The sequence below is a fragment of the Gordonibacter pamelaeae genome (assembly GCF_003340385.1).
Classification (GTDB): domain Bacteria; phylum Actinomycetota; class Coriobacteriia; order Coriobacteriales; family Eggerthellaceae; genus Gordonibacter; species Gordonibacter pamelaeae.
Genome location: NZ_PPTS01000006.1, coordinates 183,400 through 205,917, shown reverse-complemented (window position 1 = coordinate 205,917; position 22,518 = coordinate 183,400). Strand labels below are relative to the sequence as shown.

The 22,518-nt window shown below is 68.2% G+C and carries 18 protein-coding genes; 16 read left to right on the top strand and 2 right to left on the bottom strand.

The window, feature by feature from the left end; genetic code table 11:
- The first annotated feature begins 2 nt into the window (after positions 1-2).
- On the top strand, positions 3-560 hold the full coding sequence (gene pth / locus C1877_RS10755; protein WP_015539508.1) for an aminoacyl-tRNA hydrolase: 558 nt from the start codon (positions 3-5) through the stop codon (positions 558-560).
- Between the two features lie 209 nt (positions 561-769).
- Here pth and C1877_RS10750 read toward each other — a convergent pair whose 3' ends face one another.
- A complete protein-coding gene (locus tag C1877_RS10750; protein ID WP_049784067.1) occupies positions 770-1,432 on the bottom strand; it encodes a DUF1648 domain-containing protein in 663 nt (220 codons plus the stop codon).
- Positions 1,433-1,737: 305 nt separating this feature from the next.
- Here C1877_RS10750 and C1877_RS10745 point away from each other — a divergent pair, with 305 nt between their 5' ends.
- The 4 genes from C1877_RS10745 to C1877_RS10730 all read left to right on the top strand — a co-directional run bounded on the left by C1877_RS10745 (position 1,738) and on the right by C1877_RS10730 (position 8,228).
- The gene (locus C1877_RS10745) at positions 1,738-3,057 is read left to right on the top strand and encodes a DHA2 family efflux MFS transporter permease subunit (RefSeq protein ID WP_114569190.1); all 1,320 of its coding nucleotides are present in this window, start codon (positions 1,738-1,740) and stop codon (positions 3,055-3,057) included.
- Positions 3,058-4,140: 1,083 nt separating this feature from the next.
- The gene (locus tag C1877_RS10740; RefSeq protein WP_114569150.1) at positions 4,141-4,575 is read left to right on the top strand and encodes a PadR family transcriptional regulator; all 435 of its coding nucleotides are present in this window, start codon (positions 4,141-4,143) and stop codon (positions 4,573-4,575) included.
- 262 nt (positions 4,576-4,837) lie between these two features.
- Positions 4,838-5,218 carry a NifB/NifX family molybdenum-iron cluster-binding protein gene (locus tag C1877_RS10735; RefSeq protein WP_114569149.1) on the top strand — a complete coding sequence of 127 codons (381 nt, stop codon included), beginning with the start codon at positions 4,838-4,840 and terminating at the stop codon, positions 5,216-5,218.
- Positions 5,219-5,378: 160 nt separating this feature from the next.
- Positions 5,379-8,228, top strand: a complete 2,850-nt coding sequence (locus tag C1877_RS10730) for a tetratricopeptide repeat protein (RefSeq protein WP_114569148.1) — start codon at positions 5,379-5,381, stop codon at positions 8,226-8,228.
- 79 nt (positions 8,229-8,307) lie between these two features.
- On the opposite strand, the gene C1877_RS10725 is transcribed toward C1877_RS10730, so the two are convergent.
- Positions 8,308-9,237: a LysR family transcriptional regulator gene (locus C1877_RS10725; protein ID WP_015539511.1), complete on the bottom strand. Its 930-nt coding sequence runs from the start codon at positions 9,235-9,237 to the stop codon at positions 8,308-8,310.
- Positions 9,238-9,675: 438 nt separating this feature from the next.
- Here C1877_RS10725 and C1877_RS10720 point away from each other — a divergent pair, with 438 nt between their 5' ends.
- The 11 genes from C1877_RS10720 to C1877_RS10670 all read left to right on the top strand — a co-directional run bounded on the left by C1877_RS10720 (position 9,676) and on the right by C1877_RS10670 (position 22,517).
- The gene (locus C1877_RS10720; protein ID WP_114569147.1) at positions 9,676-10,539 is read left to right on the top strand and encodes a respiratory nitrate reductase subunit gamma; all 864 of its coding nucleotides are present in this window, start codon (positions 9,676-9,678) and stop codon (positions 10,537-10,539) included.
- 6 nt (positions 10,540-10,545) lie between these two features.
- A complete protein-coding gene (locus C1877_RS10715) occupies positions 10,546-12,165 on the top strand; it encodes a (Fe-S)-binding protein (protein ID WP_015539513.1) in 1,620 nt (539 codons plus the stop codon).
- A gap of 105 nt (positions 12,166-12,270) precedes the next feature.
- Positions 12,271-13,650: a glutamyl-tRNA reductase gene (gene hemA / locus C1877_RS10710; RefSeq protein ID WP_114569146.1), complete on the top strand. Its 1,380-nt coding sequence runs from the start codon at positions 12,271-12,273 to the stop codon at positions 13,648-13,650.
- Positions 13,647-14,576 carry a hydroxymethylbilane synthase gene (gene hemC, locus C1877_RS10705; protein WP_114569145.1) on the top strand — a complete coding sequence of 310 codons (930 nt, stop codon included), beginning with the start codon at positions 13,647-13,649 and terminating at the stop codon, positions 14,574-14,576. The genes hemA and hemC overlap by 4 nt, the downstream gene beginning before the upstream one ends.
- A 1-nt stretch (position 14,577) precedes the next feature.
- A complete protein-coding gene (gene cobA, locus C1877_RS10700) occupies positions 14,578-16,110 on the top strand; it encodes a uroporphyrinogen-III C-methyltransferase (protein WP_114569144.1) in 1,533 nt (510 codons plus the stop codon).
- Entirely contained in the window at positions 16,107-17,084 is a 978-nt protein-coding gene (gene hemB / locus C1877_RS10695) for a porphobilinogen synthase (RefSeq protein ID WP_015539515.1), read from the top strand. Before cobA ends, hemB begins: the two co-directional genes overlap by 4 nt.
- Before the next feature lie 52 nt (positions 17,085-17,136).
- Positions 17,137-18,423: a glutamate-1-semialdehyde 2,1-aminomutase gene (hemL, locus tag C1877_RS10690; RefSeq protein ID WP_015539516.1), complete on the top strand. Its 1,287-nt coding sequence runs from the start codon at positions 17,137-17,139 to the stop codon at positions 18,421-18,423.
- A 63-nt stretch (positions 18,424-18,486) separates the two neighbouring features.
- Positions 18,487-18,675, top strand: coding sequence for a 4Fe-4S binding protein (locus C1877_RS10685; RefSeq protein WP_015539517.1), 189 nt, complete (start codon positions 18,487-18,489; stop codon positions 18,673-18,675).
- A 34-nt stretch (positions 18,676-18,709) separates the two neighbouring features.
- A complete protein-coding gene (gene dsrA, locus C1877_RS10680) occupies positions 18,710-19,900 on the top strand; it encodes a dissimilatory-type sulfite reductase subunit alpha (protein WP_114569143.1) in 1,191 nt (396 codons plus the stop codon).
- 51 nt (positions 19,901-19,951) lie between these two features.
- Positions 19,952-21,007, top strand: a complete 1,056-nt coding sequence (gene dsrB, locus C1877_RS10675; RefSeq protein WP_015539520.1) for a dissimilatory-type sulfite reductase subunit beta — start codon at positions 19,952-19,954, stop codon at positions 21,005-21,007.
- Between the two features lie 148 nt (positions 21,008-21,155).
- Positions 21,156-22,517, top strand: a complete 1,362-nt coding sequence (locus C1877_RS10670; RefSeq protein ID WP_015539521.1) for a YeiH family protein — start codon at positions 21,156-21,158, stop codon at positions 22,515-22,517.
- The last annotated feature ends 1 nt before the right edge of the window (position 22,518 follow it).

The following is a 22,518-nucleotide window of genomic DNA, read 5'->3' as shown; positions in this document are numbered from 1 at the left end:
CGATGTACCTGATAGTTGGCCTGGGGAATCCGGGCGAAGAATACGCGCACACGCGGCACAACGCCGGGTTCGACGCGGTGGACGCCATTGCGGGCGAGGTGGGCGCGCGCTACTGGAAGACGGAGTGCGGCTCGCTCACGGCCAAGGGCGCCTACCGCGATGTCGACCTGGTGCTCGCCAAGCCGCAAAGCTACATGAACACGTCGGGCGGCCCGGTGAAGCAGCTCATGAACGCCTACGGCGTGGACGCGGAGCACCTCATCGTCATCCACGACGAGCTGGACATCGACCCCGGCACCGTGCGCGTGAAGTTCGGCGGCGGGCACGCCGGGCACAATGGCCTGCGCTCCATCTGCGACAAGCTGGGCACGCGCGACTGGAGCCGCGTGCGCGTGGGCATCGGCCGCCCGCCGGGACGCATGCCCGTGGTGGACTGGGTGCTGTCGCTGCCCAAGAAAGAGGCTGCCGACGACTTCGCCTACGCCGTGGACCGCGGCGCCCAGGCCGCGCTCTCGCTGGTAACGGCGGGCCTGGAGAAGACCCAGCAGGCGTACAACTAGGGAAACGCCGATCGGGCGGCGTTGTCGCTGGCTCCGTTTGGCAGGGGCTCTGCCCCTGCCGGCACCCCTACGGCTTGTCGCCCTGTTGGGCGGCAAGGGCAGAGCCCCTGCCCTGCGGGGACGGCGGGCGCGCCTAGCGCTCGTTCCGTTCGATGCGAATGTGCGGGTTGCGCTTCAGCAGCTCCTTGCCTGCAATAAAGCCGTTTCTCTCATCTCATCGTCACTATCCACTCCACGAGCAAGAACGCCGTGATGGACAGCAGCAGCCCGCCGATGGCGCGCGCCTGCTGCTTGTCGGCTCCCAACTTCCGCTCCAGCTCGCTCGATCCCGGGTGGGAGTTCACGAACCGCAGCCCCTTTCCGGTGATCAGCATGTACAGCGAGAACGCGAGCGGGCCGAACACGATCGCGCCCATCCCGAGGTCGACGAGCAGTTGCGCCACGTCGACGGGTGCGGCGAACCCGGCTTCCGCGAAGCACATCGCCACGCTTGCCGCCTGGAAGAGGTCGAGCACGGCGAACACGCCAGCGACGACGGGGAACGACATCTGGCCGCCGAAGCTGTCCGACACGAGCCAGTCCTCGCGCCCGGTCGCTCGCTGACGCTCGAAGACGGCGAACAGGAGGGCGACCGCGATCTCGATGGCGAAGAGAATGCCCGCGCCGACGAAGAGCTCTGCTTTCGATCCCCAGCGGTCGGGCCCGCCCACGTCGAAATGAACGGGAACCGTCTCCGGCAGGAACGGCTGGGCTGCGGCGGTGAGGACGAGTGGAAGCGCGGCGAGCGCAAGGAGGACCGCGATGCGCCAGCGACCCCGCCGCGCAGGGGCTTGACCGTCGGCAACGCAGTTGGGCACGGGGTTGGAAGACATGGCCGCCGTCCTTTCGAACGCTCGCATAAGCGTATTTAGCAATACTAAGTATAGACGAAGGGGAACCAACGAGGCAACCGGGTTCCGGGCGCTGCGTTCTGCCGGGCGCTCAACGGCAGGACACCTGCCCAGGGTGCGCACCTCGGGCGCTCCACCCGGAGCGTTTCCCCGATTTAGGAGCGCCTGGGCGCCGACGCTTGGGCTATACTTTCCGGTACGGAGAGGACGCGGAGGCAAAGGAGGCTGCGGTGCGGGAGTTGGTCAAGGGCGAGCGGGGGCGCGTGTACGCGCTGTTCGCCATCGTGATGCTGGCCTCCGCCTTCGGCAACCTCTCGCAGACGGCCGTGAACGCCATGATGCCCGAGATCATGGGCGAGTTCTCGCTCGACGTGAGCCTGGGCCAGTGGCTCACCACCAGCTACATGCTGGTGCTGGGCATCGCGGTTCCCGCGGCCACGTTTCTGGGGAAGCGGTTCACCACGCGCCAGCACGTGTTCATCGCGCTCGCGTTCTTCCTGGTGGGGGCTCTTGCCGACTGCCTAGCCTCGAATTTCGCCGTGCTGCTGGCCGGGCGCATCTGCCAGGCCGTGTCCACGGGGCTTCTGCTTCCGCTCATGCAGACCATCGCCATGACGCGCTTTCCCGAGGGGCGCCGCGCCACGGCCATGGGCATCGCGGGCATCGCCATGGGCTTTGCGCCGAACATCGGACCGACCGTCGGCGGGGCCCTCAGCTTCTCGTTCGGGTGGCGCAGCTTCTTCGTGCTGCTGCTGGTGGGCGTGGCAGTGCTGGGGGTTGCCACGGCGCTGCTCGTGCGCGGCGGGGAGGGCAACCGCAGCGAGCGGTTCGACACGCTGTCGTTCATGCTGTCGGCGCTGGGCTTCGGCGGCCTGTTGCTGGGGTTCTCCGAGGCGAGCAGCTTCGCGCTCACCAGCCCGTTCGTGTGGGGCCCGCTCGCGGCGGGTGCGGTGTTCCTCGTGCTGTTCGTGCGGCGGCAGAAGCGCGTGGACGACCCGCTCATCAACATGGGCATCTTCAAGTCGGGCCAGTACACGGTGGGGTTCGCGGTGCTGTGCCTGCTGCATGCCTCGTTCATGGGCGTGACGTTGGTCATCCCGCTGTACGTGGAGGGGCTGTGCGGCGGCACGGCGCTTGACGCGGGCATCGTGCTCCTTCCCGGCACGTTGGCGGCGCTGTTCCTGAACCCGCTGGCCGGCGTGCTCACCGACCGGTTCGGCATCCGCCCCGTGACGGTGGCGTCGGGCGCGCTCTTGGCGGTCGGGTCGGTGCTCATGGTGTTCCTGGACGAGGAGACGCCGCTCGCCGTCACCACGTTCTGCCAGGCCGTGCGCGCGTTCGGCGTGTCGGGGCTCATGGGCCCGCTCATCTCGTGGAGCCTCGCCGGCCTGCCGGGGCGCATCGTCACCGACGGCAGCTCGTTCTCCATCGCGGGGCGCCAGGCGTGCGCCTCGCTCGGCACGTCGGCGATGGTGCTGCTCATTGCCCTGGCGGGCACCTCGGCTGCAGCGGTCGCCAACCCCGCGCTGCCCTACCAGCTGGCGTTCGCCTTCTCGGCCGTGTTCGCCGTGGCCACGTTCGTCGGCATCGTGGCGAAGGTGCGCTAAGGCCGCTTCGGGCACGCTCTGGGACGGGGCAGCGCCATTGCGGCCCGGCACGCGTGCGCGTCGGGCGCTCGGGTGTGCCGGCCGGCGCGCGAAACGGGCCGGTTCGGCCAATTCTTTCGCTTGCCGTACCTTGGCGCGCTTGAAAAGGAGGCTGTTCTGGCAGAAATCGAGGCTTATTCGTCATGGGGTGAGAACCTTGGCTCTATTCAGGGGTGCATCCATTGCTCGGGATCGTCGTTTTCCCTGTTCAGCTGCTTTTGCGGAGTCATGCATCGACGGCTGCTCGTATCTCGACGACGAATAGCTTGCGATTTCTGCCAGAAGGCGCAGGTTCCGCTGCTCAACCGTGATTGTCATCGATGTTGTTGCCGAAAAAAGGGCAGAGATTTCGAGGTAGGTGATTTTTGGCTCGGCGTACTCGGGCCGATTCGATCAAGCGGGATGCACCGACCTGACATTTTGCATCCACTCTTCCGTGTGCGGTGATTTTTCAGCGAGCAAAAAATCACCTACCTCCGATTCTCTTCCAAAATGGGGGCTCTCTGCCAAATCACCGCTGGTGTTTCCTCGTGGCGGGAAGGAGTGCTTTCGACTGGTATTGCGAGAGGCCCTTTCTTCGGCCGTACAAGATGGCGAAGTGCGCCGATCCGCGGTAGCTCGATGGAGGGCGGGCGGCGCTGCTGCGGCTCACCTGCTTGGTTGCCGCCGAACCAGGCTGCGGCTGGCGCGGGCGCGTCGAAGCAGCGCAACGACCGGATGACGGCTTTTCAGGACGCATGGCGGCGTGGGCAAAGATATATGTTGACAACATAGATGTTTTGGGAGTATATATGTTCACGTCATATAGCTGTAGGCGACAGGTGGTTGGAAGGCGAATGCCGGCAGACCGCGAAGAAACGATGGCCGTCGCAGGCGAGGCGGCCAGGCGGCGCAAAGCCTGCGGGCTGCGGACGTAAAGCTTGCGGGCTGCGGAGGCGGCGCGGCGGCCAACGTAAGCCGCTCGCTCGCCGGAGAGTCGGCCAACGTAAGCCGCTGACCTGCCGAAGAGGCGGCCGACGTGCCGAGGAGAAGGAGGCGACGCGCATGCCGCGAGGCGACTGCGGAGGAGAGGGTGCCCGGCAACCGTGCTGCCGGCGGCGCGGTGGGGGCGGCGGCGCGCTGGTGGAGCCGGCGGCGCTGGCGGCGCTGCTGTACGCCGGCGGCTACGGCTACGACATGCGTCGCACCATCCTCGACATGACCGACGGCGAGGTGGACGTCGACGTGGGCGGGCTGTACCGCTCGCTGCGCCGGCTGGAGGACGAGGGCGCGGTGGCGTCGCGCTGGTGCGAGGACGCCTCCGGCCCGCGCCGCCGCGAATACGAGCTCACGGAGCAGGGTCTGGAGCTGGCCGAGCAGTGGCTCGACGCGCTGCGGGCGCGCCAGCGGCTCGACGAGCTGCTGGTGGGGCTGCTGGAAGGCGGCCTGAACGCCGCCGGCCGAAGCCGCGAGGGCGCCCAGGCGCCGAGCGACGGCTGAAGAACGCCGGACGGCGCCGCGCAAAGCTGCGGGCGATGGGCGCAAAAGCCTTTGCCGACCCGGTGAAGCGGTAGACACGGCGCGGACGACGGCGCGGTGCCGAGGCACGCAGGCGGCTGCCGGCCACCCCGCCGCCTGCGCGACCGACCGGCAAGGCGGCGCCTGCGCGGACGGACTGGAAACGAATTGGGCACGATCCGGGGCGACAGGGCCTCGGAAGACGATAAGCGGAACGGCGACGTTCCGGGAAAGAAGGATCATCATGGGAGAAACGCTGAAACTCGCGGTGCCGACGATGGGCGCGGCCGACCTCGCGTCCGAGCGCTCGGGCCACTTCGGCCATTGCGACTGCTTCACCATCGTGGACATCGAGGACGGCGAGATCAAAGGCACGTCCGAGCTGGCGAACCCGCCGCACGAAGAGGGCGGCTGCCTGCGCCCGGTGGGCCTGCTCGCCGATGCCGGCGTGGACGCCATCGTGGCGGCCGGCATGGGCATGCGCCCGATGATGGGCTTCAACGATGCGGGTATCACGGTGTACTTCGAGAACCAGACGCCGAACGTGGGCGAGGTCGCGAAGCTCGTGGCGGCCGGCAGCGTGCCGATCATGGGTGCCGAGAACGCCTGCAACCATTATCACTGAGTTCGGGAAACGATCGAGCACGAGGGGCGCCCGCCGGACGGCAGGCGCACCTCGTGCGTTCTAGGGGACGACGCGGACGGATGGCATGCAGACGTGCTGGGTTTTGGACGCGGGGCTGCCTGGTCGTGCTATCCTGCTCGGTGAGAGAAAGGAGCAGGGCTTGGGACACGGCGAGGAACAGGAACGAGGCGCAGGGCAAGGCGGGACGTACACCGTGTCGGCGGCGGCGCTGCTGCTCGGCACCACGCGCCGTGTGCTGCCCGATGCCGTGCCGCCGCCGTCCGCGCCCGCGGCGGCGGGCACGGCAGCGCTGGCTTACGGCTGGATCTCCGGTGCCTGCGCAGCGCCGTCCAAGGGCGACCGCTACGTGGTGGAGTTCACGGGCAAGCGCGCGTTCCGCATCCTGGCCTATGTGGACCGCTTCGGGCGCGCGTTCTCCACGGATCGCCCGCTCACCGCGCCGCCTGCCCGCAGGCCCGAGCTCAACTTCGCGCGCTTTTCCGACGGAGACGCCCCGGACGCGGGCGCGCCCGCCCGGGGAGCGCGCGCGAACGTGGAGCGCGGCTGCGTGGAGGTGCGCGCGGACGGCGAGGACGAGCGGCAGGTGGCGCAGTACACGTGCGAGAACGGCCGCTACACGTTCACGGACACCTGGTACGACTTCGGGCCGCATGCAGCAGGCCTCTCCTACGACGACGCGCTCGCCCGCGCCTACCTGGCGTTCGTGCATCGGCCCCGGCTGGGCGGGGCGGAGGTGCCCGAACGGGGCACGGCCTTCGTTCATGAGCACCTAAGGGATGCCCCGCTCCTGCCGGTTCTGCGCGCCATCGTCGACGAGGTGCGCCGTGCCGAGAGCGACCCGGTGGTGCGGCCGCCCGCCTTGGTGAGGAGCCTCGTGCAATGGCTTGACGAAGCCGGCCTGGACGGCCTGCGCCCGCCGGCCGTGCCGGACGAGGCGCTGCGGCTCGTCCGCACCGCGCGCTATGCCAACCTGTACTATCTGGCGCAAGAGGACGAGGGTGCGGCGGTCGACCGCCGCACCGTCTGGGCCCTGGAGGCCGCGCTCAACCGGTTCACCCTGATGGAGGAGGTGTTCGGCGACCGCGCGACGCTGGCTGGCGACGCGGACTGCGCTCGCTGGGACGCCTACCTGATAGAGACGGCGGGGGCTCAGGCGCGGGACGCCGAACGCCTGGCCGGCGCGCCCCGTGGTGCCGACGACGGCGAATGGGAGGTGCGCTGCCGCCTGGCCGGCGTGCTGGAGCGGCTGAAGTTGCCGGTGCGCATCGAGGCGCAGATGCAGGCGAACGTGGCTGAGGGCCTTGCGGCCTTCCGGCTGACGGTGCCGGACGCCGCGCTCATGCCTGCGCGCCGATGGGCCGAGGGCCCGGCCGGTGTTGGCTGGGAGGACGTGCCGGCCGCCGAGCGCGATGCCCTGGCGCGCCGCTACGCCATGTATTTCGGCCTGGCGCTTGCCGCCGCGGCGTTCGAGGCCTCGCCGGCCATCCGCCGCGTCGACGTGGCGGCCTGCCCGCTCGGGGACGGCGCTCCGCCCGCCGCGCCCGATGGCCGCGAGGGCCCTGCCGTGCCGGATGCCGAGTTCCCCGTCGATCGGCAGGAGGCGGCGTTCTACCAGGTTGCGCTCACCCGCCGGGCCTACGAGGAGTCGGGCTGCTTCCGCAGCGCCCTCGAGGGCGACCCCGCGCCGCTGCTCGCGTACTGCGGCGCCGTGTGCGACCTGCCCGGAGCCGACCCGTTCGCGCTCATGCAGGCGCTGCCCTCCACCGTGCGGCGCCAGGAGCTGCCCGAGCTGGACGACGCGTCCTTGCCGCCGGCCGTGCGGCCCGTGCTGGGGGCGGACGATGCGCGCGACCTGCGCATCGCGGCCGAGGCTCGCCGCCGCCGCGTGGGAGAGGAGCTGGCCGACCGCATCGCGCGCGCCGGCAGCGCCACCGAGGCCATCCGCATCGTGCGCGAGGAGCAGCACGCCGCCCGCACCCTCGGGGACGACCAGGGGGTCTCGGCCTGCACGCGTCTCATGGCGGCGCTTGCGGAGGGCTCGCTCGACACCGAGGACCAGAACGCCGCGGTGACGTGCTTCCTCGGCGAGGACCGTTGCCTGGCCGCGCTCGCCCGCGCCCGCGCGCTGGCCCCGCGCGACCCCGCCGAGGCGGTGGCCGTGCTCATGGACGCCGTGGCCGAGGCTGCCGCGCTCGACGGCTACACGGACGGCGCCGTGACGGCGTACCGCGCGTTCGACTCGTACGCGGCGCGCGTACGGTACTCCCGCGCCCTGCAAGCGGCGCGCCGGAAGGGCGCCGATGATTCGCAACCCGCGTCGGCGCCGTCCGATGCCGCCGCCGTGCCGACCCTCGCCGCCCGCGCGGCCGCGGACGCGGGCAGGCGCATCCAGCTGGCGCCCGACTCGTTCTTCCTCTGCCACCTGGAGATCGTCACGCTGCTGGAGCGCTCGTTCGACCGCGTGGACGACGCCCTGCGCTACGGCCGGCGCGCCATCGAGCTGGCGCCTGCCTCGGCCGGCGGCTACCGGCAGCTCGGCCGCGCGTACATGCTGGTGGGCGATATGGACAACGCCGCGGCCGTGCTGGAGGCGGGCCTGGAGGTGGCCGCGCAGCCGAACGACGTGGCCGTTGCCTACTACCAGCTGGCCTACGCGCTGTGGAAGGCGGGCAGGCCGCGTGCGGGCGCGGCCTGCTACCTCAAGTCGGTCATGACGTCGCCCGTGATGGCACTGCAGGCCGTGGCCGAGCTCAAGGAGCTGGCCGCAGAGCACGGCATAGAGCCGATCGAACGCGATGCCGTGGATGACGAGCTGCGCAGCGCGGGGATAGTGCTGGCGCCGACGGAAGAGGCGTTCGAGACCTTGGACGCGGGTGCTGCGGCCGCCGTGGACGCCGGCCTGTTCCCGGTCGCCCGCAACCTGCTTTCGCTGCGGTTGCACTACCGCCCGGACGACGCCCTGGTGAACGTGCTGAAGTCGCTCGACTAGACCCTGGGCGCACCGCGGCCCGGCTTCCAACCGGGCCGCGGTGCGCCCAAGAGGGGGCGGGGGCTTGGCTGGGAGCGCCCTACGGGATGATGGGCTTGGGCAGGATCTCGCTTAGCTTCTTGCGGTTGCGCAGCAGCAGGAGGAAGGACTCCTCGTCGGTGGTGAGGTTGCCCTTGGTGTGCGTGAGGATGCTGAGCGCCCGCGCGAACGAGCAGTCCTTCACGCGCAGCGCCGTCATCTGCTTCAGGCGGCACTCCTCCTGCACGGTCAGCGCGGAGATGACGGCCACGCCCATGTGGCACCTCACCGCCTGCTTGATGGCCTGCGTGCTTCCCAGTTCAAGCCGTATGTTCAGATCCTGGTGGTTGAAGCCGCTGCGCGCCAGGGCCAGCTCCATCACCTTGCGCGTGCCGGAGCCCTGCTCGCGGGTGATGAGCGTCTCGGATGCCAGCTCGCTGAAGCTGATGGATTGGCTCGCGCTCCACGGATGGTCGCTCGGCACCACGACCACCAGCTCGTCGTGCCAGAACGTCTCCACGGTGAAGTTCGGCTCGTCGGGCACGGGCCCTTCGATGAGGGCGACGTGCAGCCGCTTGTCCATGATCTCGCGCGCGAGTATCTCGGTGTCGGCTATCTGCACGTCGATGTCGGCATCCTGCTCGTTTGTGTAGTACTCGCGCAGGAAGAAGGGCAGGAGGTACTCGCCGATGGTGAACGTGGCCCCGATGCGGATGCCGTGGTGGCAGGTGGCCGCCTTGAGCACGGCCTCGCGCGCCTCGCAGATGAGCTGCACGATCTCCTTCGCGTAGCCGTAGAACACCTCGCCGCTCTCGGTGAGGGTGACGCCCCGGTTGGTGCGGTCGAGGAACTGCGTGCCGTATTCCTTCTCCAGGTTCTGGATGTGGATGCTCACGCTTGGCTGGCTCATGTGCAGTCGCTCGGAAGTGCGGGTGATGTTGCCGGTGTAGGCAACGTCCTTGAATACGAGAAACTCCTCTAAAGAACTCATGCCGCCCCCTCATGCTTTCAAAAGGCCGACAAGGCCCCTTGTTAGACAACGAACGGTACCCTCCCCGGAAAAAAGTATAAGTACAACGGTGTCAATTTGGCCATAGAGAGAACAGGGGATGCCATACGTAATTCCGATTCCAGGGAAACGCTGCCTCCCACGCGGCCGAATCCTTGTTCTCCCCTTGCTGCGTTCATGGTTTATCAGCAGAGTATTACCAGATGAATCGATAGTTTTCATTTTCATTGCACAGAGGGAGCCCAGCGTTTGCGCAACCATTTTACCGCAAGTCATAGCTGCTTTTTATGACGCTATCGCAAAACAGAATTTTACACTTCGGCAACCGTGCCGTAGCTTTAAGGCCATGCCGGTGCATCACGCCGAGACGGTTTTTCCACCGATGCGCGCTCCGGAAAAGGGCGTAGGGGGGCGGTTTCAATGACGGTTGATATGCTCGTATCCGTGTTCATTCTGCTTGCGATGTTCGGTTTCTTCGCGCTGTCCTTGAGGAAAGCCTACAAGTTCGCGCACATGCAGATCCATGCGCGCCTCGACCTCTATCCCGTTCCCAAGGAAGGCGGCGGGCGGGCGGCCTACGGCGGCTCGTACCTGGAGGAGCCCGAATGGTGGACGAAGCCGCGTAAGATCGACCGGGTCAACGAGGCCGTCGACATCATGAAGGAAATGCTGTTCATCAAGAAGCTCTTCGTGCACCAGCGCGTGCTGTGGTGGGCGTCGTACTCCATGCACCTGGGCATCTACGTCATGCTGGGATGGTCGGTGCTGCTGCTGGTCAGCGTGGCATGGCATCCCGACTGGTACGTGCTCGCGGTGACCGTCGTGGGGGTCGTCGGCTTCGCGCTGTCGACGGTGGGCTGCGTGCTCTTGCTGGTGCGCCGCGTGTCGGACCGCGTGCTGGCGAAGTACACCACCCCGCTCGAGTACTTCAACATCGTGCTGCTGCTGACGGTGTTGCTCACCGGCGCGTACTCGTGGCTGTTCGTCACGTCGCCCTTCGAGGTGGCCGCGCAGGTGTTCACGCTGAGCGCCACGGACCTGCCGCCCATCGTGCTCGTGCACCTGGCGCTGCTGGGCATCATGTTCCTGTACATCCCGCTTTCCAAGATGAGCCACTACGTGGGCAAGTTCTTCTGCTTCCACAAGGTGCTGTGGGACAACGATCCCAACCTGCCGGGCAGCTCCGTGGAGCGCCGGTTCGAGGACGCCGCCGCGCATCCTGCCCATACCGGCTGGTCGGCCGCGAAGCAGCAGGCGCCCACGTCCGAGTCGTCGAAAGGATAAGCGGTCATGGCCATGGAATACAAGAACGTGCGGACCACGGACATCTCAAGGCGGGAGGGCCTGCTGAGCGCCCTCGACGACTTGGCGCCCCTGCCCGCGCCGTACGACAAGAACGGCCTGGAGCCCGCCTTCAAGGACCCGAAGCCCGAATGGGCCGAGACGAACTGCTGCTCGCTCGACGGCTTCTGCGCCATCGACACCATGAAGCGCCCCGAGACGCAGGAAGAGGAGGACGAGCTCAAGGTAAAGTTCCTCAAGGGCCTGGAGAAGCTGTTCCTGGACGCCAACAACAAGTACCTGCAGCCGCTCAGCTTGACGATGGAGTACTGCGCGAAGTGCAACACATGCTCGGAGGCGTGCCATGTGTACAAGGCGGCGAACGGCGACGAGATCTACCGCCCCATCTTCCGCGTGGACGTGCTGCGCAAGCTGTACAAGAAGTACTTCACCCGCTCCGGCAAGCTGCTCGGTTCCCTCACCGGGGCGGACATCGACCTGGACTGGGAGACCATCGCGCGGCTGGGCGAGTCGGCCTATCGCTGCAACCTGTGCCGCCGCTGCGCGCAGGTTTGCCCGATGGGGCTGGACAACGGCATGGCGGCCCGCGAGATCCGCAAGATATTCAGCATGGAGATGGGCCTGGCCCCCACGCCCGTGCACGCGAAGGGCACGCAGCTGCAGCTGAAGACGGGCTCCTCCACGGGCCTCACGAGGCCGGCCCTGTTGGACACGTTGGAGTTCATCGAGGAGGACACCTACGAGCGCACGGGCCGCAAGATAAAGTTCCCGCTCGACAAGAAGGGCGCCGACGTGCTGCTCTTCCACAACGCGGGCGAGTTCATGGCCTGGCCCGAGAACCCGGCGGCCTTCGCCATCCTGCTCGACGAGGCGGGCGTCGACTGGACGCTCAGCACCGACGTGGTGGGCTACGACAGCGTGAACTACGGCATCTGGTACGACGACGTGCAGGCCAAGAACGTGGCCATGGCGCAGTTCGAGGCGGCCAGGAAGCTGGGCGTGAAGCGCATCGTCATCGGCGAGTGCGGCCATGCCCACAAGGCGGCCGTCGTGGGCGCCGACCGCATGGCCGACAGCGAGGAGCGCGGCGTGCCCGTGGAGAGCTTCCTTCCCATGATGGCCGAGTTCGTGCGCAACGGGCGCCTGAAGTTCGACCCTTCGAAGAACGACTTCCCCGTCACGCTGCACGATCCGTGCAACATCGTGCGCCAGATGGGCATCGTGGAGCCCCAGCGCGAGATCCTGCGCAAGATAGCGCCGCAATTCCGCGAGATGACGCCCCACGGGGTGGACAACTACTGCTGCGGAGGCGGCAGCGGGTTCGCCATCATGAACTCCTACAACTTCGGCGACTTCCGCACGAAGGTGAGCGGGCGCATGAAGTTCGCCCAGATACTCAACGCGTTTGCGGACGAGATGGAGAATCCCGACATAGTGAAGTACGTCTGCGCGCCGTGCTCCAACTGCAAGGGCACGATACGCGACCTCCTTCAGGCGTACAAGGCCACTGCGCGCTACAACGTGCAGTACGGCGGCATCGTCGAGCTCATGGTCAACGGCTTGGCGAGCATGGATCGGCCCTACTTCGAGTTCCTGGAAGCGGAGTAGGCGCTGCCCGGGGCCGTGCGGAAGGCGCGCGGCCCCGGGGTTGACCGGGTTTCACGCGCGTCTGCTGGGGAGCGGGCGGCTGGGGGATGAGACGGGAGCGGGACTATGCATACCATCGTCGTGGGGCTGAGCATCAAGCGCGCACCCCTTGAGATTCTTGAGCAGCTGAGCGTGCACCACTCGCAAAACGAGCTGTGCGTGCAGGATGTGAAGGCGGCCGCCGGGCTGGCCGGCGCCGTGGTGCTGAGCACGTGCAACCGCCTGGAGTTCTACGGCGTGTGCGAGGACGCCGACGAGGGCGTCGCCCGGGTGCGCGACTTCATCCTGGGCCAGGGGGGCGCGGCCGATGCGGCCCCGGCGCGGCAGTTCCGCGAGCTTTTGTACGCCTTCACGGACGGGCGCGCCGTGCGCCACCTGTTCGAGGTCGTGTGCGGCCTAGACTCGCTCATCGTGGGCGAGACGGAGATAGCCGGCCAGGTGTCGCGTGCCTACCGGGCCTCCTGCAAGGCGGGGGCAAACGACAAGATGGTCAACGTGTGGTTCCAGCGCGCGCTGTCGCTGGGCAAGAAGGTGCGCTCCGAGACGCGCATCAGCCGCTACTCCACCTCCATCGGGCGCATTGCCGTGGAGTTGGCCGCGCGGGAGCTGGGCGGCATCGCGGACAAGCGGGTGCTCATCCTGGGCGCGGGCGAGATGAGCGAGCTGACCATGAAGTACCTCGTGGCGCAGGACGTGTCGGTGGCCATGGTGTCGAACCGCTCGCTGGAAAAGGCGCAGCGGCTGGCCGGCCAGTACGGCTTCGGCGCCTGCTCCCTCGACGAGATGGACGCCTGCCTGGAGCAGGCCGACGTGGTGTTCTCGGCCACGGCGGCGAAGAGCTGCCTGGTGGGGCGCGAGCGCCTGGCCGCGATCATGGAGCGCCGCGCCGAGCGGCCGCTGCTGTGCATCGACATGGCCCTTCCGCGCGACATCGACCCGGCGGTGCGCGACATCCCCAACGTGAGCTGCTACGACATCAACGAGCTGCGCGACGTGGCCAACCGCCACCAGAACGAGCGCCTGCGTGCGGCCAAGACGGCCGCCCAGCTCATCGACGAGGTGGCGGCCGACTTCGAGCGCTGGCAGCGCTCGCTGGAGTACATCCCCACGATCGACGCGCTCTACCGCCAGGCCGACCGCATTAAGGCCGACAAGCTGGAGCGCGCCATGGGCAAGCTCTCGGGCCTCACGCCCAGCCAGAAGCAGGCCGTGCAGTGCCTGGCCACGTCCATCGCCCATCAGCTGGTGCACGAGCCCGTGGCATCGCTGAACGCCATGGCGGGTTCCGAGAAGAGCCGCGCGTACGCCGCCATGCTGCAGGAGCTGTTCCACCTCGAGCCCGAGGAGGGGCCTGCGTCTGCGGAGATGCCCGCGCGCGCGGATGCGCCGGCGCCTGCGGAGACGGGAGCGGGCCCTGGGGGCGCGCTGACGGGAGGTTCGCGATGAAGCGCCTGGTCATAGGTACAAGAAAGAGCGAGTTGGCGCTGTGGCAGGCGAAGTGGGTGCGCGAGCGCCTGATCGAGGCGCATCCCGGCCTGGAGGTCGAGCTGGCTGAGACGGACACGGCGGGCGACCGCGACCTGGCGACCCCCCTTCCGCTTGTGGACGGAAAAGGCGTGTTCACGGCCGAGATCGAGGAGGGCCTGCGCGACGGGACCATCGATTTGGCCGTGCACAGCCTGAAGGACCTGCCCACCGAGCTGCCGGAGGGTTTCGAGATAGGTGCGTACTGCCTGCGCCATGACCCGCGCGACGCGTTCCTCGGCAAGGACGGCCTCGTGCTGGCCGATCTGCCCGAGGGCGCGCGCATCGGCACCTCGAGCCTGCGCCGGGCCGCGCAGGTGTACCGCGTGCGCCCCGACGTGGAGTGCGTGAGCATCCGCGGGAACCTGGCCACCCGCTGGCGCAAGCTGCAGGAGGACGAGGGCATGGCCGGCATCATCCTGGCCGTGGCGGGGGTGGAGCGCTTGGGATGGAGCGACCGCATCACCGAGTACCTGGCCCCCGACGTGGTCATGCCGGCTGCGGGCCAGGGCATCATCGCGGTGGAGGTGGCCGCGGGCCGCGACGACGCCGCCGCGCTCGTGCGGGCCGTGAACCATGCGGAGTCCGAGCGCGCGGCGCGTGCCGAGCGCAGCTTCCTGGCGGCGCTCGAGGGCGGCTGCCAGACGCCCATCGGCGCGCTGGCCGCGTGCACCGGCGACGTGGTCAGGCTCTCGGGCATGGTGTGCAGCCTGGACGGCGGGAGCATGGTGCGCGTGGAGCGCACGGGCACGCAGCCCGAGCGCGTGGGCCGCGAGGCCGCCGAGGACGCGCTCGCGCAGGGCGCGGCGGGCATTCTGCCGGCGCACGCCGATCGGTCGGGGGTGTGACATGGCGCATTCGAAGGGAGAGACCCAGGTATACCTCGTGGGTGCCGGACCCGGCGACCCCGGCTTGCTCACGCTCAAGGGCCGCGCGGCCATCGAGCGCGCCGACGTGCTCGTGTACGACCGGCTGGTGTCGCCGCGCCTGCTCGGCTACGCCCGGCCGGACTGCGAGCTCGTCTACGTGGGCAAGACCCCCGACCACCACACGCTGCCCCAGCACAAGATCAACGCCCTGCTGGTAAAGAAGGCGCTGGCCGGCAACGTGGTCGTGCGCCTGAAGGGCGGCGACCCGTTCGTGTTCGGGCGCGGCGGCGAGGAGGCGGAGGAGCTGCGCGCCCACGGCCTGTCCTACGAGGTGGTGCCCGGCGTGACGTCGGCCATCGCCGCCCCCGCCTACGCGGGCATCCCGGTGACGCATCGCGACGCGGCCTCGTCGTTCACCGTGATCACGGGCCACGAGCGCGATGGCAAGGGCGTCTCGGCCATCCCCTGGGGGCAGGTGGCGCGCCTCAAGGGCACGCTCGTGTTCCTCATGGGCATGGAGAACCTGCCGCGCATCGTGGACAACCTCGTGGGGCACGGCATGGACCCCGCCACCCCCGCGGCCGTCGTGCGCTACGGCACCTGGCCGATGCAGCGCACGGTGCGCGCCCCGCTCGCCGCCCTCGAGGAGCGCGTGGGCGAGGAGGGCATCGAGAACCCGGCAGTCATCGTGGTGGGGCAGGTGGCCGCGTTGCGCGAGCGCCTGTCCTGGGCGGAGCGCAAGCCGCTGTTCGGCAAGACCGTCGTGGTCACGCGGGCCCGCCACCAGGCGTCGGCCCTCGCGTCCGCGCTCGAGGAGCGCGGCGCGCAGGTCCTCGAGTTCCCGGCCATCGAGATTGCCCCTCCGACCGACCCGCAGCCGCTCGCCGAGGCGGTGGCCGGCATCGAGGCGTACCGATGGGTCGTGCTCACGAGCGCGAACGGCGTCGACGCCTTCTTCGCCGAGGCCGCGGCCCAGCGCCTCGACGCGCGCTGCCTGGCCGGCGCCGAGGTGGCGGCCATCGGCACGGGGACCCAGGCGGCTCTCGCGGCCTACGGCATCACGCAGGTCCACGTGGCGCGGGAGTTCTGCGCCGAGGGCCTCGCAGGGCTGCTGGCGGGCAAGGTGCGCGCGGGGGACCGCGTGCTCATCGCCCGCGCCGAGGAGGCCCGCGACGTGCTGCCCCGGGCGCTCGAGGAGCAGGGGGCGCAGGTGAGCGACGTGGCGGCGTACCGCACGCGCGCGGTTGCGGAGGGCGCGGAAGCGCTCGCGGCCGCCCTGCGCGCGGGCGACGTGGACGCCGTCACGTTCACCAGCTCGTCCACGGTGACGAACCTGCTGGCCTGCCTGGGCGGCCCGTCGCTGCTCGAGGGGGCCGACCTGTACTCCATCGGTCCCGTGACCACGGAGACGCTGCGCGCGGCCGGCCTCGAGCCCCGCGCCCAGGCGGTCGAGTACACCATCGCGGGCCTCGTGGCCGCGCTCGTCGATACGCAAGAAGGAGAGCTCCTATGAAGATGCGCAAGCGCCCCCGCCGCCTGCGGGAGACGGCCGGCCTGCGCGCCATGGTGCGCGAGCACCATGTGCGCGTGGACGACCTGGTCTACCCGCTGTTCGTATGCAGCGGCACGGGAAAGCAGGAGCCCGTGCCCTCCATGCCCGGCGTGTTCCACTACTCCCTCGACCGGCTCGGGCCGGTGCTCGACGAGGTGGCGGGCAAGGGCATTCCCGCCATCCTCCTGTTCGGGCTGCCGGCCTTCAAGGACGCGCGTGGCACGCAGGCCTATGCCGAAGACGGCATCGTGCAGCAGGCCGTGGCCCTTGCCAAGGAGCGCCAGCCCGCGCTCACCGTCATCACCGACGTGTGCCTGTGCGAGTACACCGACCATGGCCACTGCGGCCTGGTGGACGGCGAGCGCGTGCTCAACGACGAGTCGGTTGCGCTCTTGGCCGCCACGGCCGTGTCCCATGCCCGGGCGGGCGCCGACATCGTGGCGCCGTCCGACATGATGGACGGCCGCGTGGGCGCCATCCGCGACGCGCTCGACGAGAACGGCTTCGAGCACGTGGCCGTCATGTCCTACGCCGCGAAGTTCGCCTCCGCCTTCTACGGGCCGTTTCGCGAGGCGGCCGACTCGGCGCCGCAGTTCGGCGACCGCAAGAGCTACCAGATGGACCCGGCGAACGGCGACGAGGCCCTGCGCGAGGTCATGCTCGACGTGGAGGAGGGCGCGGACCTCGTCATCGTGAAGCCGGCCCTGGCCTACGGCGACGTGCTGTACCGCACGAAGCAGGCCTGCGGCCTGCCCGTGGCCGCCTACTGCGTGAGCGGCGAGTACGCCATGGTGAAGGCCGCGGCCGCGCAGGGGTGGATCGACGAGCGCCGCGTGGTCATGGAGGCGCTCGTGGGCTGCAAGCGCGCGGGCGCCGACCTGCTCATCACGTACCACGCCCTCGACGTTGCCGGGTGGCTGCACGAATCGATGTGACCGACCGAGCCGGCAAGACGGCCGGCGCGGAAAAGAAGGAGGTGTGCCGGGCATGCTCGACACGACGAGAAGCGAGGAAGCGTTCCGCATTGCCTGCCGGGTGATACCGGGAGGGGTCGACTCGCCCGTGCGCGCCGCGCGCGCGGTGGGGCGCAACCCGGTGTTCCTGGCGCGCGGCGAGGGCTCGCACGTCTGGGACGTGGACGGGAACGGCTACGTGGACTACGTGGGCTCATGGGGCCCGCTCATCTGCGGCCATGCGCATCCCGCCGTGGTGGAGGCCTTGTGCCGCGCAGCGCAGCAGGGGTCGTCCTTCGGCGCGCCCACCGAGGCCGAGACGGCGTTGGCCGAGGAGATCCGCCGCGCGTACGATGCCGTGGAGATGGTTCGGTTCGTCAACTCGGGAACCGAGGCTACCATGAGCGCCCTGCGCCTGGCGCGCGGCGCCACCGGGCGCGACTACATCGTGAAGTTCGAGGGCTGCTACCACGGCCACTCGGACGGCCTGCTGGTGAAGGCCGGCAGCGGCGCGCTCACCAACGGGCGTCCCAGCTCGGCCGGCGTGCCGAAGGACGTGGCCGAGAAGACGCTCGTGGCGCGCTACAACGACAGCGAAAGCGTGGCCGCGCTGTTCGAGGAGTACCGCGAGCGCATCGCCGCCGTCATCGTGGAGCCGGTCGCCGGCAACATGGGCGTGGTCCCGCCCGACCCCGGATTCCTGCTCGATTTGCGCGCGCTCACGCTCGAGCAGGGCACCGTGCTCATATTCGACGAGGTCATGACGGGCTTCCGCGTGGACTACGGCGGCGCCTCGCGCTACTACGGCGTGCTGCCCGACCTCGTGTGCCTGGGGAAGGTCATCGGCGGCGGCCTGCCGCTTGCGGCCTTCGGCGGGCGCGCCGACCTCATGCAGGGGCTGGCCCCGCTGGGGCCGGTGTACCAGGCGGGCACCCTCTCGGGCAACCCGCTTGCCGTGGCCGGCGGCTTGGCGACGCTCAAGCTGCTGCAGGAGCCCGGCACCTACGAGAGCCTTTTCAAAGCCGCCGCCGACCTTGCGGACGGCCTGGAGGGCATCGCGCGCGACTGCGGCGTGCCGCTTCAGGTCAACCGCGTGGGGGCTATGTTCTCGGCCTTCTTCACGGACGAGCCGGTGGTCGACTACGAGAGCGCCTGCAACGCCGATGCCGACAGGTTCGCCCGCTACTACCGGGCCATGCTGGAGGCGGGGGTCTACTTGGCCCCGAGCCAGTTCGAGGCGGCGTTCGTCTCGACGGCCCACAGCGGGCAGGACATCGCGTTCACGCTGGAGCAGGCCGAGCGCGTCTTGCGCGCCCTATAGCGCATCACGCGGTACGTGCGTGCAGCTCGAAGACGAGTTCGCAACGGAAAGGGGGTGATTGGTATGTATATGGTTTCTCTTGACGAGGAGGCGTGCACCGGGTGCAACTCATGCGCTGACGGCTGTCCCGCGGGCATTTTGACTTTCGACGGGGAGAAGGCCTCCATCAAAGGCGACCCGTGCGACTGCATGGGCTGCGAGGCCTGCACGACGGTATGCCCGTCCGGCGCTATCACCGTGATGGAACTGTAGTGCCAACGAACCCCCCGGAAAACAGGAGGAAATTATGGCAGAAAAGAGAGAAACCCCCCAGCTCGACGAGCTGGAGAAGGGTCCGTGGCCCAGCTTCGTGACCCAGATCAAGCGCGCGGGCGAGAAGAACGCCATGGCCGACGATCTGCTGGGGCTCCTCGAGAAGTCCTACGAGGACAAGGTGGGCCACTGGAAGCACGGCGGCATCGTGGGCGTGAAGGGCTACGGCGGCGGCGTCATCGGCCGCTACACCGACATGCCCGAGGAGTTCCCGAACATCAGCGAGTTCCACACGGTGCGCGTGGCCCAGCCCAGCGGCTGGTTCTACACGAGCGACATGCTGCGCGAGATCTGCGACGTGTGGGAGGAGCGCGGCAGCGGGCTCACGAACATGCACGGCTCCACCGGCGACATCATCTTGCTGGGAACGCACACCGACCAGCTGCAGCCCATCTTCGACGACATCAGCGATCGCGGGTTCGACCTGGGCGGCTCCGGCTCCGACCTGCGCTCGCCGAGCTGCTGCGTGGGACCCGGCCGCTGCGAGCACGCCTGCTACGACACGCTTGACATGTGCTACGACCTGACGAACGAGTACCAGGACGAGATCCACCGCCCCATGTGGCCGTACAAGTTCAAGTTCAAGATGTCCGGCTGCGCGAACGACTGCGTGGCGGCCCAGGCGCGCGCCGACTGCTCGATCATCGGCACCTGGCGCGACTCCATCATCATCGACCAGGACGAGGTGAAGAAGTACGCCGCCGACGGCCTGGACATCCAGATGGACGTGTGCCACCGCTGCCCCTCGCACTGCCTGACCTACGACAAGGACACCCAAGAGCTCTCGGTGAACGCCGAGGAGTGCACGCGCTGCATGCACTGCATCAACGTGATGGGCAAGGCTATCAAGCAGGGCAAGGAGAAGGGCGCCACCATCATGATCGGCGCGAAGTCGACCATCGTGAAGTCCGCCTTCATGTCGTGGGTCATCGTGCCCTTCATGAAGATGGAGCCGCCCTACACCGAGTTCAAGGAGATGATGGACCGCATCTGGGACTGGTGGGACGAGAACGGCAAGACGCGCGAGCGCATCGGCGAGCTCATCTACCGCCTGGGCATGGGCGAGTTCCTGCGCGCCACGGGCATCCCGGCCGTTCCCCAGATGGTGTACCGTCCGCGCGCCAACCCCTACGTGTTCTGGCAGAAGGACGAGATCGAGGACTAGCGCGATCGCGCTTGAACCGTATTGTTCCCGTTGAAAGATGAGGTGAGTTACATGCCCAAGATCGACAATGGACCTCCGGACTACCGTAAGAACCTGCCGCCTATCGTGGAGCAGAACTACGGCAAGTGGGAGTACCACGAGTCGCCGCGTCCCGGCGTGCTGAAGCACGTGGGCCCGGCCGGGGCGCTGTACAGCGTCCGCTGCGCCTCGCCCCGCCTCGTGTGCGTCGACTTCATCCGCGACGTGTGCGCGCTGGCCGACAAGTACTGCGGCGGCTACCTGCGCTTCACCAGCCGCAACAACATCGAGTTCTTGGTATCCGACGAGCAAAACGTCGAGCCGCTCATCGCCGAGTGCGAGGCCCAGGGGCTTCCCGTGGGCGGCACCGGCGCTTCCATCAGCAACGTCGTGCACACGCAGGGCTGGGTGCACTGCCACACGCCCGCGACCGACGCCTCGGGCATCACCAAGGCGGTCATGGACGACCTGTTCGAGTACTTCCAGCGCGACGACCTGCCCAACAAGCTGCGCATCGCCATGGCGTGCTGCCTGAACATGTGCGGCGCCGCCCACGTGAGCGACATCGCGCTCGTCGGCATCCACCGCACCGTGCCGCGCATGGACCACGAGGCCATCCGCAAGGGCACCGAGATTCCGAGCCTGGTGGCGTGCTGCCCCACGGCGGCCATCCGCCCCGACCCGAAGAACAAGAGCGTGACCATCGTGGAGGAGCGCTGCATGTACTGCGGCAACTGCTACACCATGTCGCCCGGCATGCACATCATGGATGCCAAGAACGACGGCGTGGCCATCCTGATCGGCGGCAAGGTGTCCAACGCCCGCACGGCGCCCAGCTTCTCGCGCATGGTCATCCCGTTTCTGCCGAACAACCCGCCGCGCTGGCCCGAGGTCACCGAGGCGGTGCGCCATATCGTGGACCTCTGGATCGCCAACGCCCGGAGGGGCGAGCGCTTGGGCGAGTGGGTCGAGCGCATCGGCTGGGAGCGTTTCTTCAGCCTGTCGGGCATCCCGTTCACCGACAAGCACATCGACGACTACATCTTCTCGCGTGAGACGTTCAGGACGTCGGCGGCGTTCAAGTACTAGCGCTTCGAGCTCTCAATCCGCGTCGGCGGGGCCGGCGGAACCGGTCGGCGCGGATTGGTCAACGATAGCCGACGACATCGCTTATCGCTGATCGAGTGTTTGAGGGACGAGCGGCATGCAGCTGCTCGAACAAAGAAAAGGGGATATTATGTCAACAAACAATACCAAGACCAACGGCGGGGGCCTCAAGAGCCTCTATTTGAAGGAGGACTGGTGGGCCGTATGGATCGGCCTCGGCATCGTCGTCGTCGCCCTGATCCTTTGGGCAACCGGGCAGTCCGGCATCCTGGGCGCCCTCAACGTCAAGTTCGCGGGATACAGCGACTTCTCGGGCCTGCTGCCGTGTGTGACCGGGATCTTCCCGAACGCGATCATCCTTTACGTCGTATTGGCCGTCATCTTCTCTATCGTCATGGGCATCATGGGCAAGAACGTGCCCAAGTTCTTGGGCGGCTTCACGCTCCTCTACGTGATGGCCATCTTGGTCCAGATCCTCTCCGCTTGGAGCCTGGCGAAGCAGTTCAGCCTTGAAGCGCCGGTCATGGCCCTGATCGTGGGCATCATCATCGGCAACTTCGTGAAGATCCCGGACTGGTTCGAAGCCGGCATGCGCACCGAGTTCTACGTGAAGACCGGCATCGTGCTCATGGGCGCCACGCTCCCCTTCACGCTGATCCTGCAGTCCGGCCCGGTTGCCCTCATGCAGGCCACCATCATCGCCGTGTCCACCTTCCTGGTGATCTACTTCTGCGCCTCGCGCCTGTTCAAGCTTGAGAAGCCGTTCGCGGCGACGCTGGCCACCGGCGGTTCTATCTGCGGCGTGTCGGCCTCCATCGCCATCGGCTCTGCCGTGAACGCCAAGAAGGAGCACGTGTCGGTGTCCATCTCGATGGTTGTTATCTGGGCTACGATCATGGTGTTCCTGCTTCCCGTCGTCTGCCGCGCCCTCGGCTTGTCCGACGGCGCCTCCGGCGCGTGGATCGGCACGTCCGAGTTCGCGGACGCCGCCGGCATGGCCGCGGCCGCCCAGTTCGGCGACGGCGCCATCACCACGTTCACCCTCATGAAGGTCGTCGGCCGCGACATCTTCGTGGGCGTGTGGGCCTTCATCCTGGCCATCATCTCCGTCACCATGTGGGAGAAGGGCGAAAGCGCCGACGGCACCCGCCAGAAGCCGTCCGCCGGCGTTATCTGGGAGCGCTTCCCGAAGTTCGTCGTGGGCTTCTTCATCGCCTCCATCCTCATCACCGTCGTGACGTTGGCGAGCACTCCCGACGTTGCGGCCACCATCGACAAGCAGGTCCTCAGCCCCATCAAGGGCCTGCGCGGCTGGGCGTTCATCCTGTGCTTCCTCTGCATCGGCCTGACCACGCGCTTCAAGGCGCTCGCCGCCACCGGTTGGAAGCCCTTCGCGGCCTTCACCTGCGGCGTCGTGGTCAACGTGGCGCTCGGCTTCCTGTTCTCCACGATTATCCTGAACAGCTACTGGACGACCGTGGGACTCGGGTAGG

What these genes read in the sequence shown, in the direction of transcription:
- pth (WP_015539508.1), top strand. Translation starts at nt 3, where the DNA reads ATGTACCTGATAGTTGGCCTGGGGAATCCGGGCGAAGAATACGCGCAC.
- C1877_RS10750 (WP_049784067.1), bottom strand. Translation starts at nt 1,432, where the DNA reads ATGTCTTCCAACCCCGTGCCCAACTGCGTTGCCGACGGTCAAGCCCCT.
- C1877_RS10745 (WP_114569190.1), top strand. Translation starts at nt 1,738, where the DNA reads ATGCTGGCCTCCGCCTTCGGCAACCTCTCGCAGACGGCCGTGAACGCC.
- C1877_RS10740 (WP_114569150.1), top strand. Translation starts at nt 4,141, where the DNA reads ATGCCGCGAGGCGACTGCGGAGGAGAGGGTGCCCGGCAACCGTGCTGC.
- C1877_RS10735 (WP_114569149.1), top strand. Translation starts at nt 4,838, where the DNA reads ATGGGAGAAACGCTGAAACTCGCGGTGCCGACGATGGGCGCGGCCGAC.
- C1877_RS10725 (WP_015539511.1), bottom strand. Translation starts at nt 9,237, where the DNA reads ATGAGTTCTTTAGAGGAGTTTCTCGTATTCAAGGACGTTGCCTACACC.
- C1877_RS10720 (WP_114569147.1), top strand. Translation starts at nt 9,676, where the DNA reads ATGACGGTTGATATGCTCGTATCCGTGTTCATTCTGCTTGCGATGTTC.
- C1877_RS10715 (WP_015539513.1), top strand. Translation starts at nt 10,546, where the DNA reads ATGGCCATGGAATACAAGAACGTGCGGACCACGGACATCTCAAGGCGG.
- hemA (WP_114569146.1), top strand. Translation starts at nt 12,271, where the DNA reads ATGCATACCATCGTCGTGGGGCTGAGCATCAAGCGCGCACCCCTTGAG.
- hemC (WP_114569145.1), top strand. Translation starts at nt 13,647, where the DNA reads ATGAAGCGCCTGGTCATAGGTACAAGAAAGAGCGAGTTGGCGCTGTGG.
- cobA (WP_114569144.1), top strand. Translation starts at nt 14,578, where the DNA reads ATGGCGCATTCGAAGGGAGAGACCCAGGTATACCTCGTGGGTGCCGGA.
- hemB (WP_015539515.1), top strand. Translation starts at nt 16,107, where the DNA reads ATGAAGATGCGCAAGCGCCCCCGCCGCCTGCGGGAGACGGCCGGCCTG.
- hemL (WP_015539516.1), top strand. Translation starts at nt 17,137, where the DNA reads ATGCTCGACACGACGAGAAGCGAGGAAGCGTTCCGCATTGCCTGCCGG.
- C1877_RS10685 (WP_015539517.1), top strand. Translation starts at nt 18,487, where the DNA reads ATGTATATGGTTTCTCTTGACGAGGAGGCGTGCACCGGGTGCAACTCA.
- dsrA (WP_114569143.1), top strand. Translation starts at nt 18,710, where the DNA reads ATGGCAGAAAAGAGAGAAACCCCCCAGCTCGACGAGCTGGAGAAGGGT.
- dsrB (WP_015539520.1), top strand. Translation starts at nt 19,952, where the DNA reads ATGCCCAAGATCGACAATGGACCTCCGGACTACCGTAAGAACCTGCCG.
- C1877_RS10670 (WP_015539521.1), top strand. Translation starts at nt 21,156, where the DNA reads ATGTCAACAAACAATACCAAGACCAACGGCGGGGGCCTCAAGAGCCTC.